This window comes from Serratia sp. CY52157 (assembly GCF_052168495.1).
In the GTDB taxonomy this organism is placed as follows: Bacteria; Pseudomonadota; Gammaproteobacteria; order Enterobacterales; family Enterobacteriaceae; genus Serratia; species Serratia ureilytica.
Genome location: NZ_JBJNMO010000001.1, coordinates 899,473 through 913,821, shown reverse-complemented (window position 1 = coordinate 913,821; position 14,349 = coordinate 899,473). Strand labels below are relative to the sequence as shown.

General features: G+C 60.1%; 16 protein-coding genes. 4 read left to right on the top strand and 12 right to left on the bottom strand.

What is annotated here, in order from left to right:
• Positions 1-406: 406 nt before the first annotated feature.
• Genes ACJ8IP_RS04355 through ACJ8IP_RS04345 form a run of 3 tightly spaced genes read right to left on the bottom strand, consistent with a single transcriptional unit; the run spans position 407 to position 2,217 of the window.
• A complete protein-coding gene (locus ACJ8IP_RS04355) occupies positions 407-1,246 on the bottom strand; it encodes a PfkB family carbohydrate kinase (protein ID WP_164106229.1) in 840 nt (279 codons plus the stop codon).
• Positions 1,247-1,249: 3 nt separating this feature from the next.
• Positions 1,250-1,966, bottom strand: coding sequence for a glutamine amidotransferase (locus ACJ8IP_RS04350; RefSeq protein WP_164106230.1), 717 nt, complete (start codon positions 1,964-1,966; stop codon positions 1,250-1,252).
• The gene (locus ACJ8IP_RS04345; RefSeq protein ID WP_033643198.1) at positions 1,963-2,217 is read right to left on the bottom strand and encodes a hypothetical protein; all 255 of its coding nucleotides are present in this window, start codon (positions 2,215-2,217) and stop codon (positions 1,963-1,965) included. Before ACJ8IP_RS04345 ends, ACJ8IP_RS04350 begins: the two co-directional genes overlap by 4 nt.
• Before the next feature lie 66 nt (positions 2,218-2,283).
• Here ACJ8IP_RS04345 and ACJ8IP_RS04340 point away from each other — a divergent pair, with 66 nt between their 5' ends.
• Positions 2,284-3,588: an aminotransferase class I/II-fold pyridoxal phosphate-dependent enzyme gene (locus ACJ8IP_RS04340; RefSeq protein ID WP_164106231.1), complete on the top strand. Its 1,305-nt coding sequence runs from the start codon at positions 2,284-2,286 to the stop codon at positions 3,586-3,588.
• Here ACJ8IP_RS04340 and ACJ8IP_RS04335 read toward each other — a convergent pair.
• From ACJ8IP_RS04335 to nudI, 3 genes are all read right to left on the bottom strand, one after another.
• A complete protein-coding gene (locus ACJ8IP_RS04335; protein WP_033650312.1) occupies positions 3,585-4,571 on the bottom strand; it encodes an MsnO8 family LLM class oxidoreductase in 987 nt (328 codons plus the stop codon). The genes ACJ8IP_RS04340 and ACJ8IP_RS04335 overlap by 4 nt on opposite strands.
• A gap of 139 nt (positions 4,572-4,710) precedes the next feature.
• Entirely contained in the window at positions 4,711-5,547 is an 837-nt protein-coding gene (pbpG, locus tag ACJ8IP_RS04330; protein ID WP_164106232.1) for a D-alanyl-D-alanine endopeptidase, read from the bottom strand.
• 93 nt (positions 5,548-5,640) lie between these two features.
• A complete protein-coding gene (gene nudI / locus ACJ8IP_RS04325) occupies positions 5,641-6,066 on the bottom strand; it encodes a nucleoside triphosphatase NudI (RefSeq protein ID WP_033650314.1) in 426 nt (141 codons plus the stop codon).
• A gap of 168 nt (positions 6,067-6,234) precedes the next feature.
• On the opposite strand from nudI, the gene ACJ8IP_RS04320 reads away from it, so the two are divergent.
• Positions 6,235-6,822, top strand: coding sequence for a hypothetical protein (locus ACJ8IP_RS04320; protein WP_147880460.1), 588 nt, complete (start codon positions 6,235-6,237; stop codon positions 6,820-6,822).
• Between the two features lie 151 nt (positions 6,823-6,973).
• Entirely contained in the window at positions 6,974-8,404 is a 1,431-nt protein-coding gene (locus ACJ8IP_RS04315; protein ID WP_147880461.1) for an SH3 domain-containing C40 family peptidase, read from the top strand.
• 68 nt (positions 8,405-8,472) lie between these two features.
• On the opposite strand, the gene ACJ8IP_RS04310 is transcribed toward ACJ8IP_RS04315, so the two are convergent.
• Positions 8,473-9,225, bottom strand: coding sequence for a hypothetical protein (locus ACJ8IP_RS04310; RefSeq protein ID WP_033643192.1), 753 nt, complete (start codon positions 9,223-9,225; stop codon positions 8,473-8,475).
• Positions 9,226-9,481: 256 nt separating this feature from the next.
• On the opposite strand from ACJ8IP_RS04310, the gene ACJ8IP_RS04305 reads away from it, so the two are divergent.
• Entirely contained in the window at positions 9,482-10,510 is a 1,029-nt protein-coding gene (locus ACJ8IP_RS04305; RefSeq protein WP_103681792.1) for a transporter, read from the top strand.
• On the opposite strand, the gene ACJ8IP_RS04300 is transcribed toward ACJ8IP_RS04305, so the two are convergent.
• The 5 genes from ACJ8IP_RS04300 to ACJ8IP_RS04280 form a co-directional block, all read right to left on the bottom strand.
• Positions 10,511-11,044 carry an SRPBCC family protein gene (locus ACJ8IP_RS04300; RefSeq protein ID WP_016927616.1) on the bottom strand — a complete coding sequence of 178 codons (534 nt, stop codon included), beginning with the start codon at positions 11,042-11,044 and terminating at the stop codon, positions 10,511-10,513.
• 3 nt (positions 11,045-11,047) lie between these two features.
• Positions 11,048-11,395: an ArsR/SmtB family transcription factor gene (locus tag ACJ8IP_RS04295; RefSeq protein ID WP_004938187.1), complete on the bottom strand. Its 348-nt coding sequence runs from the start codon at positions 11,393-11,395 to the stop codon at positions 11,048-11,050.
• Positions 11,396-11,477: 82 nt separating this feature from the next.
• Entirely contained in the window at positions 11,478-12,704 is a 1,227-nt protein-coding gene (locus ACJ8IP_RS04290; RefSeq protein WP_108680803.1) for a Zn-dependent hydrolase, read from the bottom strand.
• A complete protein-coding gene (locus ACJ8IP_RS04285; protein WP_033643188.1) occupies positions 12,701-13,192 on the bottom strand; it encodes an L-2-amino-thiazoline-4-carboxylic acid hydrolase in 492 nt (163 codons plus the stop codon). The genes ACJ8IP_RS04290 and ACJ8IP_RS04285 overlap by 4 nt, the downstream gene beginning before the upstream one ends.
• Before the next feature lie 18 nt (positions 13,193-13,210).
• Complete coding sequence (locus ACJ8IP_RS04280; protein ID WP_442524381.1) at positions 13,211-14,320, bottom strand: branched-chain amino acid ABC transporter substrate-binding protein; 1,110 nt, start codon at positions 14,318-14,320, stop codon at positions 13,211-13,213.
• Positions 14,321-14,349: the final 29 nt, after the last annotated feature.

Sequence of the window (14,349 nt, the reverse complement as noted above, 5' to 3'; positions counted from 1 at the left end):
CGCTTTGTTGCCGCGTTTTACTCACATTCAACAATAGCAATGGCGCTTGAAAAAGCAACACATACATAAAAATAAATTAAGTGTTTATTCTTGCATAACAGATAATCAATAAAATCACGGCGTTGTAAAAGAAGAGGAATAGTTTCAAAAATCAAAAAAACAGAATGTTTTTTGCGGTTTCTATTTTCTTGTTGGCTTTAATTTTAATAAATCAATGTGTTGAGTATGGTTATGGTTTTAAATAGCACTAATCATTAGTTGTTTAATCTTTTATATATAGTGAATTAATTTAGCATTACTGTGCGCATCATTGACGGAGTAATAAATAAAATTCACAGCGGAATGATTGCCACGGTAAACAATCAAGACGGGAGAGGCGGGGCAGCAGGCTGCCCCAGGTCAGGGTTTAGGTTAACGCCCGCAGGCTGCCGATCTCTTCCCAACCGAAATGCGCCGCTTCGGCCAGTACGCCGCACACTTCATCGCCGGCGGCAACCACTGCCGCGTCGAGCGCAGCGCCCTGCAGCAGATGGCTGACCAGCAACGCGGTGAACAAATCGCCGGTGCCTTTGACCGCCGATTTGACCTTCGGATGAGTAAAGCACTGCGTTTCCTGCCGGGTGACCAGCATCAATCCCACTTCGTCTTCGTGTTGCGCTACGCCCGGCGCGCTGGTGACCAACACCCATTCGGTGGTGTCGTTCAACAGCGCCTGCGCGGCGTGTTGCGTCTGCTCGCGGTTGCTCAGTTGCCGGCCGCACAGCTGCTCCAGTTCGAAACCGTTCGGCGTCAGGCCGTTGGCCAGCCGCAGGAACGGCGAGCGATAGCAGTTGACGATGCGTTCATCCACGTAGATCCCTTCACCGTAATCGCCCATCACCGGATCGATATAGATGTTTATCTGCGGATTGAGCGAGCGCACCCGCTGCAGCCAGTTGGCCAGAATATGGCACTGCATCACGTCGCCCAGGTAGCCGACGATCACCGCCCGTGTGCGCTTCATGACGCCGCGGGCGATCAGGTCGTCGAGAAAACCGCCGAACCAATCGCCGGAGATGACGCCGCCGTGCGGTTTGCCGTAATAGGGCGGGCAGCCGAACAGCACGCTGGGCACCTGCAGCGCCTCCAGTCCCTTTTTCAGCAGAGCGCGGTAGGCGATGCCGTTGCCGACGCTGCCGTAGACCACCTGAGATTGAATGCTGATCACGTCGATAGACGGTGACCGCAAAGGTGAAGCCTGTTGCATGAGTTACTTCCTTGGTTCGTTGTTATCCAGCCAGCGCGCGAACACCTGCCGCGCGCGCTGTTCCAGCTGCGCGCCGTGGCGCGCGGCCTGGTCGCGCAGGGTCTGGGGCGCGATGCCGGCCAGTTCCAGCTCGCAGGCATGGCCAATCAGCCAGCGTTCGATATCGCGATAATCCGCCTCCAAATGGAACTGCAGGCCGAGCGCGAACCCCTGATAGTCGAAGGCCTGATGCGGGCATACCGCCGTGCCGGCCAGGCAGCGGGCGCCGTCCGGGATCATGAACATATCTCCGTGCCAGTGCAGTACCGGCGTGTCGGCCAGCGGCGCCAGCACCGACTCCTCTTCCGCCGGCGGCGTGGTCAGCGGGGCGAAGCCTATCTCTTTCACGCCGAGCGAAATAACCCCAGCGCCCAGCGCCTGGGCGATCACTTGTGCGCCGAGGCAGACCCCGAGGGTCGGCCGCCGCTGCGCCAGGCGCTGTTTGACCAGCGCGAATTCATGGTCGAGAAAATCATACCGCTGCTCGCCGGAAAAGTGCTGAGCGGCGCTGATCGGCCCGCCGAGCACCACCAACAGATCGGTCTCTTCATTATTGATAGCACGAATATCATCGCGGCCGGCATCGTAATAATCGATCTGATAGCCGCGCAGTGACAGCAGGGAACCGAGGATGCCCAGGTTTTCAAAGTTGACGTGCCGAATGGCGACGGCTTTTTTCATTGTTTAACCTCGCTAGCGTGAGTGAAGGGGATCAGCGCCAGCGACTCGCCCAGCACCGTGATGCCCTGCGCGCCGCTCTGGTAGACGATGCGGCGTTCGCTGACCTGGCTGAGCTGCACCTGATAACCCTGTGCGGCCGGGAACAGCGCGCAGGCCTGCTCCAGCTGATCGGCTGCCCACGGGGTGAACAGCTGCAGGCGGGCAAAGGCTTTTCCTGCATACTGAATGTCGAGCACGTAATGTTTATCCATGGAACCCCTTACTTTTGGCCGCAGAAACTGCTAATCTTATTTGAACTAGTACAAAAGGATTTATGTATGACTTCATTGTATGCAAAAGGCGGCGGCGCTGTCCAGATTGCCGAGCAGATCGCAGCACGCATCAAAAACGGCGCGCTGCGGCCGGGCGAACTGTTGCCGCCGGTACGCCAGCTGGCGGCGGAGCTGGAGGTCAATCCGAATACCGTGGCCAGTGCATACGCCAGATTGCGCGATGCGGGCCTGGTGGCGACGCGCGGGCGGGCGGGTACGGTGGTGCTGGAGCGGCCGCTGGCGGCGGTGAGTGCGGCCTATGCGCCGCGCCAGGTGCCGGCGGGGATGTGCGATCTGGCCAGCGGCAACCTGGATGCCGCTTTGCTGCCGGCGCTGAGGCTCGGCGCGGCGGAGGTGTTCCCGCAGCAAAACGGCTATGACATCAGCGGCGACCTGCCGGTATTGACCGGTCTCGGGCGTGAGTGGCTCGGGCGCCAGGGCGTGGCCCTGGGGGAACCGGCGGTGTTTTCCGGCGCGTTGGACGCGATGGAAAAGGCGCTGCGCTGCCATGCCCAGCCTGGGGCGGCGGTGTGGGTGGAAGATCCCTGCTGGCCGCCGCTATTGACGCTGCTGCGTCACCTGCGCCTGCGGCCGCTGCCGCTGGCGGTGGATGAACAGGGCTGTCGGCTGCCGGAGAGTGGCGCGGCTGACGCGGTGATCCTGACGCCGCGCGCCCATAATCCGACCGGCGCTTCGCTTTCAGCGCAACGTGCGCAGCAGTGGCGAGGTTTTCTGCGCGGCCATCCGCAGTGTCTGGCGATCGTCGACGATTTCTGGGGGCCGTTGTCGCAACAGCCGCTGCATCTGCCGTTCGACGGCGATCGCGGCCTGTACGTGCTGTCGCTCAGCAAGTTTCTCAGCCCGGATCTGCGCATCGCGTTGGCCTGCGGCAGCCCGACCTTGCTGCAGGCGATGCGCGCCGATCAGTACATCAGCGAACGCTGGGTCAGCCATATCTTGCAGCAGATCGCCGCCAGACTGTGGGAACAAGCCTTGCAGGAAGGGCAATTGCAGCGGGCGCAACAGGCGTATCAGGCCAGACGGGATGAGCTGGCCCAGCGGCTCAATGCGTTGAATCACACGGCGCTGGCGGTAGGTGAAGGGCTGCATCTGTGGGTGCCGGTGCGCTCGGAAACCGCCGCCGCGCAACTGATGGCGCAGCGGGGGTGGCTGGTGCAGGGCGGTGAACCTTTCCGCCTGAAGTGTGGTCCGGCGCTCCGCGTCAGCCTGGCGAACGTCACGCCGTCGCAGTTGGCGCCGCTGGCGCAGGATCTGTCCGAAGCCATGCGGGCGGCGGCGGCGATCAACTAAGCCGGCGTCAAACTCTCCTCCGCCAGTAACTGCAGCGAGGCTAACCGGGCGGCCGGTTCGGCGATCGGCGTGTCGATGATGAACTCTTCCACGCCGTACTGTTGTTGCAGCTGCGCCAGTTGCTGATGCACCTGCTGCGCGGTGCCGAGCAGAATATGGCTTTCCCGCGGCTCGATGCGGTAGTCGGTGGCGCCGGCCTGCTGCACGAAACTCTCCGCCTGCGCCAGGCTGCCGACGGTCACACTCTGCTCACCGGCAACGTGCACGCGGTATTGCCGAATGTCGGCCGCCAATGCCGCGGCCTGTTCCTCGCTGGGGGCCACGATCGCCGCCACCGCCAGCAGCGCCTTGCGGCCGCCGCTGTGTGCGGCGTAGTGCTCCAGCGCGTCGCGGATATCCTGCGGATTGCCGTTCAAATGGGCGGCGAACACGAAGGCCCAGCCGGACTCGGCCGCCAGCGTTGCGCTTTCTTTACTGGCACCGAGCAGAAAACGCTGTGCGCCCTGCGGCGGCAGCGGTGTGGCGCTCAGGCCGGGCTCGGCGTCGTCGTTCAGATAGGCGGTCAACTGCGACAGCTGCTGAGGAAAGTCCGGCTTGCGTTGCCGATCGTGGGCGGCCTGCAGCGCCTGGGTTGCGAGCGGCAGCCCGCCGGGCGCTTTGCCCACCCCGAGATCGACGCGTCCCGGCGCCAGCGCCGCCAGCAGGTTGAAGTTTTCGGCCACCTTGTAGGCGCTGTAGTGCTGCAGCATCACGCCGCCGGAGCCGATGCGAATGCGCGTCGTCTGGCCGAGCAGGTAGCCGATCAGCACTTCCGGCGACGGGCAGGCGAGCTGCGGCGTGTTGTGGTGCTCGGCCAGCCAGAAACGCCGATACCCCCAGCGTTCCGCCCGTTGCGCCAGCTGCAGCGTGCGCGCCAGCGCCTGCGCGGCGCTTTCCCCGTCGGCGATCGGACTTTTTTCCAATATGCTCAAGGCATAAGCCATTTTTCCCGCTCCTTTCATCATCAGATATGCCTGACAAATACCATGCGGGCGGCGCGCGGCTTAATACTGATTGGCGATAGGATATTCCATTGATCCAAAACGGATTTGGATATGCGCATAACGGTAAAGCGCCGCGATTTTACCGCTCCAGCCAGGCCTTCAGACGAATGGCGTCACGGTAGTGGCCGTAGCGCGGCTGCGCGCCAAGCAAGATCATCACCACCGGCTGCCCTTTGATGGTGGTGCGCATCACCAGACAGTGACCGGCCTCGTCGGTAAAGCCGGTTTTCTGCAGCTGGATCTTCCAGGCCGGGTTGTTGATCAGACCGTTGGAACTGCGATAGACCAGCTGGCCGCGGCCAGGACGCACGATCTGCTGCTTGTCGGTGCTGAAGCGGCGAATCAATGGATAGCGATAGGCGTGATTGACCATTTTCAGCAGATCGCTGGCGGTGGCTACGTTGCGCGGCGTTAGCCCGGTCGGATCGTAGAAACGGGCGCGTTTCATGCCGATGGCGCGCGCTTTCAGATTCATTTTCGCCACGAAGGCCTTGCGCCCGCCGGGATAACTGCGGCTCAGCGCCGCGGCGGCGCGGTTCTCCGAAGACATCAGGGCGATGTGCAGCATATCGCGGCGGCTGAGCACCGAGCCGATGGTCAGCCGCGAATGGGTTTTCTTCAGCAGATCGCGATCGGCGGCGGTGACTTTGAGTTGACTGCCCATGGGGCGTTTGCTGTCCAGGGCGACCATGGCGGTCATCAGCTTGGAGAGAGACGCGATCGGCAGCACGCGGTTCGGTTGCTTCTGATAGAGCGTTTTTCCGGTACGCTGATTGACGACCAGCACCGATTTGGCATTCAACACCAATGGCGCCGCGGCGGCATGGGCGGGTGCCAAAACGAACAGCAGGCTGAACAGGGCGGCGGCGCCGAAGCGCCGGACGGACAGACGGAGAACAGGGAGAAATAAAAGCATAGCGACGGCAATAGTGACCCTAAGTGATTAAAAAATATCAAAAGAGTCTGCCCGGCAAATGTGAAGGAAATAGGGTGATAATCGCTCAAACTGTTACAGCAATCCCTTTTGCCGCAGCGTGAAGCGGGTGGCTTCGTTCAGATCGTAGTCCGCCAGGCGTTCGCGCGGCACCCAGGCGTAGTCGTCGAATTCATCGTTGATCGTCACGTCGCGGTTGGCGGCGTGGCAGTCGAAAATCAGGTAAATCATGTAGATTTGTTCCCGGCTGCCATCGGCGTAGGTTTTGATGCGCACATCGTCGCGGAAGGTCCAGGGCGTGATGCTGTCGAGGATCAGTGCGGGGCCCAGCTCTTCGCGCACTTCGCGCCGCAGAGCTTGCTCTATCTGCTCACCCGGCTCGACGCCGCCGCCGGACAGCGCCCACTGGCCGGGAAATACGCCCTTGTGCGCGGCCATTTTGCACAGCAGGAAGGCGTTATCGTTTTCAATCAGCGGGCAGACAATGATGCGTTGGCGCATGGAGGACTCCTGTCAAAAAACAAACCCGCAGCGTAACAGGTTTGGCGGCGCGGAACAGGCGGCAGGATCGCGTTCTGCGCGATAGCGAAAATTTTTGTTCCGCAGCGGTTATCGTCCTGATAAAGGCGTAATCTACCAGAACTGTGAATTCACCGAAGAGGGAGCTTTATGAATTATCAGGTGGTGCCATTTTGGTTTTACTCCGGCAAGGTTCTGCTGGCGGTGCTGGCTGCGCTCGGCTTGGGGCTGTGTGGCGTTAACGCGGCAATTTTTTACTGCCTGCTGCTCGGGGTTGTGTGGCCGGTCGCCGTTTCGATACGGCTGCATCAACTGACGGAAAAGGGCCTGGCGATGAATCCCCGGCGGGATTCGCACTGGATGGTCTATGTGCAGGGCATTCCGGTACAGGAAACCCGTCAGGTGTTAACCAATCCTTGTTTTGCCCTGGAATACCCGATGCAGATCTTTTTTCTGCGCGCCTTCGCCGGTAAAACCGTATTGCAGATGGCGCTGTTGCTGTTGTTGATCGCGCAGTTGGCGGCGGCGACTTATCTGTGGGTAGCCTTGGCCGGCGCGTTGTTTGGCGTTTGGCTGGTGTACAGAACCGTCGACAGCGTGCGCGCGTTGCGCGATGTGGCTCGGCAACGCTGGGTTAGCGAGCAACTGGTGACCGCACATGACACTGTCTGGTATCGGGCGGCGTTTAACGGCCGTAAAGATACTGTGGCGGCGCTGGATCGCCTGTTGACATGGTGAAAATATGAATGAGCAGGAGCAAGCCGGTCAGCTTGCTTTTGCGTTTTGTTCCTCAACCTGGCGTCAATCAGTAGTGTTATTGAGTATCATTTGCAATCATTTCTGGTCAGGATAAAGAAGAAATTTTCACCTGTCACGGAGATGATGAAAAATGCCTAATGGAATAAAACCCTTTGTTTTGATGACTCTTCTGCTGCTGTCGGCCTGCCACAGCGCGCCGGTCAGCCAGCCCCCTCAAGACGCCATGGCGACAGCCCCTATCGATGCCACCAAATCGCTGTTCCCGCTGGGGAACTATTCGCAGTCTGTCGATAAATGGTTGCCGCCCGGCCCGCAGCGGCGGGTGCCCGTGATGGATGCCGCCACGCAGCAACGTCATTTTTCCGCCCTCAAATCTCACTATTTTGGCATGGGGCCGAACGATGAGTCCCCCTGGAATCCGCATTACATCGCTGCCGTCCTGAACCGCGAAGCGGAAAGCCACCGTGATGCCGCAATGGATAAATACCTTGGCCGTGGAAGTGTCTCCTGGGGGGAAAACTTCAGGACTCACACCGACCGCTGGAAACAGCAAGTCAGAGATAACGCTTCTACGGACATTAGCCAGGTTTATCATTCTTCGGCCCGAGGCATTGCGGTCAGGGAGACGCTGGTCAGGATCCTGCCGACGGACGATCCGGCTTATGACGATCCTCGCCTGGCTGGGCAAGGTTATCCCTTTGATAATTTGCAGGATTCGTCTATCCGCCCCGGCACTCCGGTATACGTTATTACGCAAAGCCGCGATAAACGCTGGAAATACGTCATGTCGCCTACGGTGATCGGTTGGGTGCATAGCGAAGACATCGCGGCGGCGGATCAGCGGTTTGTCTCAGAATGGCTGGCGCTGGCGGGGAAAAATCTGGGGGCATTCATTAAACAGCCGGTTTCGGTGCAAACGGGCGGCCAGTTTTATTTTACGGCGCGCCACGGCACGATTCTGCCATTTTACCGTCACCGACAGGGCCTTTTTGTGGTCGCCGTGCCGGTACGCCGAGAGGATGGCCGCGCACAGATGCGCCGGGTCGTTGTCAAGAAGGGGGAATTTGCCGCCATGCCGTGGAAAATGACGCCCGAACATCTTGCCGTACTGATGCGGTCAATGAGCGGCAGACCTTATGGCTGGGGGAACTATAACTTCAATAATGACTGCTCCGCCGAACTGCGCAGTCTGTTGATGCCTTTTGGCCTCTTTCTTCCCAGAAATTCCGCCGCGCAGATACAGGCGGCCACCCGGGTGGTTGATCTTGCTCAAGCGAACACCAGTGAACGGCTGCGCTATCTCAAAGATCACGGCAAACCCTTCACCACGCTGGTTTACATTCCGGGCCATATCATGCTGTATATCGGCAATGCGCTCATTGACGGCCAGGTTGTGCCGATGACGTACCAGAATATCTGGGGGCTGCGCCCGGCAGATTCAAAGCGCCGCAGCATTATCGGCGGCGCAGTATTTTTCCCGCTGCTGGCGACCTATCCTGAAGATGCGAGCCTGATGTCGCTGGCGGGCAAGGCGCAGTTTAAACTGGGATTTATTGAATAGCCCTTTCTTTAGCTGATAAAGCGACCGCGAATGCGGCCGCTTGTTGTGCGGCGACAAATCGAACTGCGCTAATTGCCTAGCCGGCGCTGGATAATTTTATCGTGCTCATCCGTCAGGTTAGCGTAATTCCAAATAAATAATCCGCCAAGGTTAAAGTCCAAAACCTGATCGATAAAGTAATTTAAATTCCAGTCGGTCAATCCTTTGGTCGTCAGGGCCAGAATGCATTTTTTATTTTCGGCCCCGTTCGCCAACGATTGTTTTAATGCCGGGATCACATTAGCGAGAATATCGTCATTGCTCCACATCGCTGCCGCATAACAGTAATGGATAAAGCGGTCGCATTGGTCTGATTGAATGATTTTTCTGACTTTCTCGTTGAGCTTGTTGCCATTTTCCGTATTGGGGTGGTTGTAAGAATAACCGGCAATAAAACCAAAGCTGGTCTCTTTCCCGGCCTCTTTTAGCCGTTTCATGGCTTCGATGACCCGTTCGGTGTTCATATTGCATTCGTCATCAAAATCGACGCCATCCCAGCCCCGATCGACCGTGGCCGCGACGATCCTCAACACTTCATCCTCATTGGCCGGCTTTTGCTGCGGGGAGCATCCGCCGCCGCCGTAAACCCATAGCGTCTTTCCGTTAAAGCCGGGAAGCGTATCGGGTTTGTTTTGTTTTTCCGGACTCCATCCTGGCTGGGCTGAGGTGCCTGTGGTTAATCCATCAAGGTTGGTTACCATGCCGTACATCATGACATCGAACGCTTTATGCGGTTGGCCAGCCAGAGACTGGCTCCATCCGCCCGTAATAAACTTGTTCATTGTCGTTGTCTCCTTATTGAGCGTGTTCCTTAAATGAATGTGTCTTGCATGATGGAGGGTATCAGCCGCTATATTCATTTAGCCATTGTGCGGTTGCTGAACGGGCAAGGGATGAAAACTTTTTAAAATGAAATGACGTTTTTATGACGGAAATATTAATGAGCAAGAGCGTTGAAAATCATTAACGCCGAGCGATAAAGATTGTTATAACAGCGTGGACGATCTGGGCTAACGGCAATAGGCAGGATAAGGCGTTATGGTGCAAAGGGCAGCGGAAAAGATGCACAAGCTGGATTTTGATGATGAAGTGACCGGGCTGATCTACGGCCATGCGTTTCGCTCCGGCGAGCCGCCGGCGCGCCTGAACTCGCAGCAGGCTTGCCTGGCTTACCAAACGTTGTCGCCCGGCGACGGTTTTATCTGGCTGCACCTCAATCTCAACCACGCGGCGGCGGAGAAGTGGCTGAAAAACCATTTCGCCATTTCCGATTTTTTCTTTCACGAAATTCGCCACGGTTCCCACACTACTCGCATCGAGCGGCAGGGCGACGATCTGTTCGCCGTGCTCAACGACGTGATCTTCCACCCTGAAGACAACAACCCGGAAACGGCGACGCTGTGGCTGTATTGCCGCCGTGGGCTGGTGGTGACGGTGCGTCATAAACCGGTGCGATTGATCGAGCGGTTGCTGGGCCGCCTGACGGCGCTGCAGCTGGCGTCGTCCACCGAACTGCTGGCGCACCTGCTGGAAGAGCAGGAGGATGTGCTGGAGCAGGTGGTGCGGCAGGCCAACCAGTATGTCGATACCATCGAGGATCGTCTGCTGACGAGCCGCGTTAAACGCAACCGCGCCGAGCTGGGGCGCATGCGCCGCATGCTATTGCGCTTTCAGCGCCTGTTGGCGCCGGAGCCGGCCGCGCTGTTTCGCCTGTTGAACCGGCCGCCGAGCTGGCTGAGCCGTGAGGTGGTGCAGGATCTGCGGCAGTTTACCGAAGAGTTCACCGTGGTGTTGAACGATCTCGCCAGCCTGACCGAACGCATTCGGCTGCTGCAGGAAGAGCTGGGCGCCAAACTGATGGAGCAGAATAACCGCACGCTTTACACCCTGACGGTGATCACCGTGCTGGCGTTGCCTATCAACATCGTCGCCGGTTTTTTCGGCATGAACGTCGGAGGCATACCGCTGGCCAGCAATCACCACGGTTTTATCCTGCTGGTGTTGCTGGTCGGCAGTTTCACGCTGATCGCCGGTTATCTGGCGTTCAGGCGCAGGGACGAGTCGTAATTACAGGCGGGCGCGGTACTCTTCTTCCAGCCGGGCATGGGTGCTCCAGAACGGCTGCGGCGCCCGATCGTGCAGGCGATCCAGCAGAATATCCAGATGGGTATGCCAGCCGCCGGCGACGCTGAGCATCTCGTCGCGGTTAGCCAGGCGCCGGTGGGTGACCGTCAGCAGCACCGCGTTTCCCTGTTCCGTCAACTCGAAGGTCACTTCGGAAGGGCGCCCCTGATCCTGTTCGGCCCAGGTAAAGCTCAGCAGGCGCGGCGGGAACAGGCAGGTGATGTGGCCGCGGTTGCTGACGCAGCCGCCGTGCTGTTTGTACTTGGCCGGCGGTTGCTCGTGCTCGCCCGCCAGATCGGAGTTGCGAAACTCCAGCTCCAGCGGCGCGCCGTTTTCCAACTTCATGGCGCCGGCCGCCAGCCAGGTGGCGCGCTTGTCGGATTCGGTCAGGTAAGCCCACACCCGCTCGATGGGGCCGGGCAGCAACCGCTGGATGCGCAGCGTACCGGGTTCGATAATCATGCCGTAATCATTCATGGTTCACTCCTTGGGAGGAAGCTGTTCGGGCTGCAGCAGCGCCTGTTCGAGCGCATCCAGCCGTTCAGTCCAGAAATGTTCATAGGTTTGCAGCCAGTGCATGGCCTGCGCCATAGGCTCGGGTTCGAGCCGGCAGATATGGTTTCTTCCTTGCACGGTGCGTTGCACCAGGCCCGCATGTTCCAGTGCTTTCACGTGCTTGGAGGCGCCGGCGAACGACATCTGCAACGGCGCGGCCAGTTCGCCGATGCTGCGTTCACCGCCGGCCAGCGCGCGTAACATCGAGCGGCGGGTCGGGTCGGCCAGCGCATGAAAAATGGCGTCCAGCTGTGAGGAAGATAATTCAACCATATGGTTGAATATAGATCAGGCGGGCTAATATTCAACCGTTTTGTTGAATATTTTTTGCCCCGGCGCCAAACCGGGGCGAGGATCAGGCGTCGGCGTGCGCCAGCAGGGCGTTGAGCAACACATCGGCGCCGGCGGCGGCCCAGGCGGGGGTGATATCTTCCCGCTCGTTGTGGCTGATGCCGTCCACGCAGGGAATGAAGATCATGGCGGTCGGGGCGACGCGATTAAGGTAACAGGCGTCGTGGCCGGCGCCGGAAATCATGTCGCGATGGCGATAGCCCAACGCCTGCGCGGCGTGACGCACGCTGTCGATGCAGCCCCGATCGAAGGCGACCGGGGGATACTGGAAGATGCGCTCGGCCCGGGCGGCCAGGCCGCCGCCGTTGACCTCGTTTACCGCCGCCAGTAGGCGCTGCTCCATCTGCGCCAGAATAGCCTCCTGCGGATGGCGGAATTCGACGCTGAAAAAGACGCGCCCCGGCACCACGTTACGCGAATTGGGGGTGATTTGCGCCATGCCCACCGTGGCGCGCGCGTCGGGCGCGAAATCCCAACCGATGCGGTTGACCGCCGTGACCAGCGCCGCAAAGCCGAGCAGGGCGTCGCGGCGCCGATCCATCGGCGTGGTGCCGGCATGGGCGCTGAAGCCGACGACCTCCAGTTCATACCAGCGCTGCCCTTGTGCGGCGGTGACTACGCCGATGTCGAGATGCTCCGCTTCCAGAATCGGCCCCTGTTCGATGTGCAACTCGAAGGCGGCATGGATCGGCGTACCGCCCACCGGATACTCGCCGGCGTAGCCGATGCGCTCCAGCGCGTCGCCGAGGCTGACGCCGTGCTCGTCGCGGCGCGTCAGGCCGTATTCCAAGTCGAATACCCCGGCGAACACGCCCGAGGCGATCATCGCCGGCGCGAAGCGCGCGCCTTCTTCGTTGGTCCAGTTGATCACTTCAATCGGGCGTTCGGTGACGATCTGCCGATCGTTAAGGGTACGAATAACCTCTAATCCGGCCAGCACGCCGTAGATGCCGTCGAAACGGCCGCCGCGGGGCTGCGAATCACCGTGCGAGCCGGTGACGACCGGCGCCAGCTCGGGGCGAGCGCCTTCACGCCGCAGGAACATGTTGCCCATTTTGTCGACGCGTACGGTGCAACCCGCCTCCAGCGCCCAGGCGCGCAGCTGATCGCGCGCTTGCCGATCTTCTTCACTCAGCGCCAGCCGGGTGACGCCGTTATTGGCGATGGCGCCGAACTGCGCCATCGTCTGCAGGCTTTGCCACAGGCGCTCGCCGTTGACTCGATACGTCATTGATCTTCTCCCGGCGTTTTAGCGGTGTAGCGGAAATCGCAGCAGGGGGCGCCGGACATGATGGTCTGGCTGCGCTGCAGGTCGACGTCAGGGGCATAGCCAACGATAAACTGACTGTCGCGAGCGCAGGAGAGCAGGTGGCCGATCTCCCCCAGCCCCATCTCGTGATACATCTCGGCGTAGCGGCAGCGGGTGACGTTATAGTCGAAGTGCTGCGCGTCCTGATTGATCACCTCGACGCGCAGCGCATCGTCTTTTTCCCACAGGTACTGCAAGGCGGCGAAGCTGCGCAGATCCGCGCCGTTCGGTTCCTGGGCGGCGAACTGTTTGCCCGCCTCGATGGCGGCATTCTCGATGGCTTCGCCGATTACCGCCTGAGCGCGCGCCTTGCCGATTTCACGCACCAGAATCTGGTAGATCGGCTTGATGATCTCCGCCTCGATCTTTCTGCGGGCCAAAATGCCCAATTCGTTTTTTGCACAGCTCATCGCCTTGCTCCTCTTGATTTATTGTGACTTGGCGCCGCCCAACACGGTTTGCGGCTGCCATTTGCCGTCAACCACCCGGTACAGGGTGAAGCTCGGCTGTTGCAGGTTGCCTTGCGCATCGAAGGCGATGTCGCCGGTGACGCCCTGGTAATGTATGGCGCGCAGTTTCGGCAGATAATCGGCCGGATTGGCCGAATCGGCTTGCTCAATGGCGGCGATCAGCACCCGGGTGGCGTCGTAGGCGAAGGGCGCATGCAGTTCGATGTGGGTGTGATAACGATCGCGGTAGGCTTGTTCAAACGCCTTGCCGCCCGGCATCTGTTCCAGCGGCAGCCCCGGCTCCAGCGCGACGACGCCTTCGCCTTCCCGCTGCGCCAGCGTCAGGAAGGTTTGGCTGACGAAGCCGCCGGCGCCCATCAGCTGCGCGTTCATGCCCAGCTGTTTCAGTTTGCGCGCCAGCGGCGCCGCCTGCGAATCCACGCCGCCGAAGAAGATCAGATCGGCGTTTTTACTGCGGACGGTGGTCAGTACGGCGCTGAAATCAACGGTCTTGTCATCCACATACTCACGGGTGACCGGCTGCACGCCCTGGGCCTGCAGCGATTTGATAAACTCGTCCGCCAGCCCCTGGCCGAAAGCGGTGTGATCGTCTATCACTGCGATGCGCTTGGCTTTCAGCGTCTTCACCGCATATTGCCCGGCGTAGTTGCCGCCGTCGTCGTCGTGGCCCATCACGCGAAAGCTGGTGTCAAAACCTTGCTGCGTGTAGCCGTGACCGGTCGCCACCGGCGCCACCTGAGCGATGCCGGCGTCGTGATAGATGCGCGCCGCCGGGATGCTGGTGCCGGTGTTCCAGTGGCCGACCACGCCGGCGACGCCTTCGTCGACCAAACGCTGCGCCACGGCCACGGCGGTGCGCGGGTCGGACTGATCGTCCTCGGACACCAGCTTGAAGGTGACCGGTTTGCCGTTCAGCGTCGGTTTCTGTGCGTTAGCATCGGCGATCGCCAGCCGTGCGCCGTTTTCGAGATCTTTGCCGATGCGCGCGGAAGGGCCGGTCAGCGGCCCGGCAAGACCGATCAACACGGTGTCGTCCGCCAGCGCCGGGAGGCTCAGGATCATTGTCATGGCGGCCAGCGCCAACGGCTTGATGCGAA

Bases quoted from the DNA above. Each gene is read 5' to 3' on its own strand.
- ACJ8IP_RS04290 (WP_108680803.1), bottom strand. From the start codon at position 12,704: ATGACGTATCGAGTCAACGGCGAGCGCCTGTGGCAAAGCCTGCAGACG.
- ACJ8IP_RS04335 (WP_033650312.1), bottom strand. From the start codon at position 4,571: ATGGCTTATGCCTTGAGCATATTGGAAAAAAGTCCGATCGCCGACGGG.
- ACJ8IP_RS04340 (WP_164106231.1), top strand. From the start codon at position 2,284: ATGACTTCATTGTATGCAAAAGGCGGCGGCGCTGTCCAGATTGCCGAG.
- ACJ8IP_RS04310 (WP_033643192.1), bottom strand. From the start codon at position 9,225: ATGAACAAGTTTATTACGGGCGGATGGAGCCAGTCTCTGGCTGGCCAA.
- ACJ8IP_RS04315 (WP_147880461.1), top strand. From the start codon at position 6,974: ATGCCTAATGGAATAAAACCCTTTGTTTTGATGACTCTTCTGCTGCTG.
- ACJ8IP_RS04285 (WP_033643188.1), bottom strand. From the start codon at position 13,192: ATGAGCTGTGCAAAAAACGAATTGGGCATTTTGGCCCGCAGAAAGATC.
- ACJ8IP_RS04320 (WP_147880460.1), top strand. From the start codon at position 6,235: ATGAATTATCAGGTGGTGCCATTTTGGTTTTACTCCGGCAAGGTTCTG.
- pbpG (WP_164106232.1), bottom strand. From the start codon at position 5,547: ATGCTTTTATTTCTCCCTGTTCTCCGTCTGTCCGTCCGGCGCTTCGGC.
- ACJ8IP_RS04350 (WP_164106230.1), bottom strand. From the start codon at position 1,966: ATGAAAAAAGCCGTCGCCATTCGGCACGTCAACTTTGAAAACCTGGGC.
- ACJ8IP_RS04305 (WP_103681792.1), top strand. From the start codon at position 9,482: ATGGTGCAAAGGGCAGCGGAAAAGATGCACAAGCTGGATTTTGATGAT.
- ACJ8IP_RS04295 (WP_004938187.1), bottom strand. From the start codon at position 11,395: ATGGTTGAATTATCTTCCTCACAGCTGGACGCCATTTTTCATGCGCTG.
- nudI (WP_033650314.1), bottom strand. From the start codon at position 6,066: ATGCGCCAACGCATCATTGTCTGCCCGCTGATTGAAAACGATAACGCC.
- ACJ8IP_RS04300 (WP_016927616.1), bottom strand. From the start codon at position 11,044: ATGAATGATTACGGCATGATTATCGAACCCGGTACGCTGCGCATCCAG.
- ACJ8IP_RS04280 (WP_442524381.1), bottom strand. From the start codon at position 14,320: ATGACAATGATCCTGAGCCTCCCGGCGCTGGCGGACGACACCGTGTTG.
- ACJ8IP_RS04345 (WP_033643198.1), bottom strand. From the start codon at position 2,217: ATGGATAAACATTACGTGCTCGACATTCAGTATGCAGGAAAAGCCTTT.
- ACJ8IP_RS04355 (WP_164106229.1), bottom strand. From the start codon at position 1,246: ATGCAACAGGCTTCACCTTTGCGGTCACCGTCTATCGACGTGATCAGC.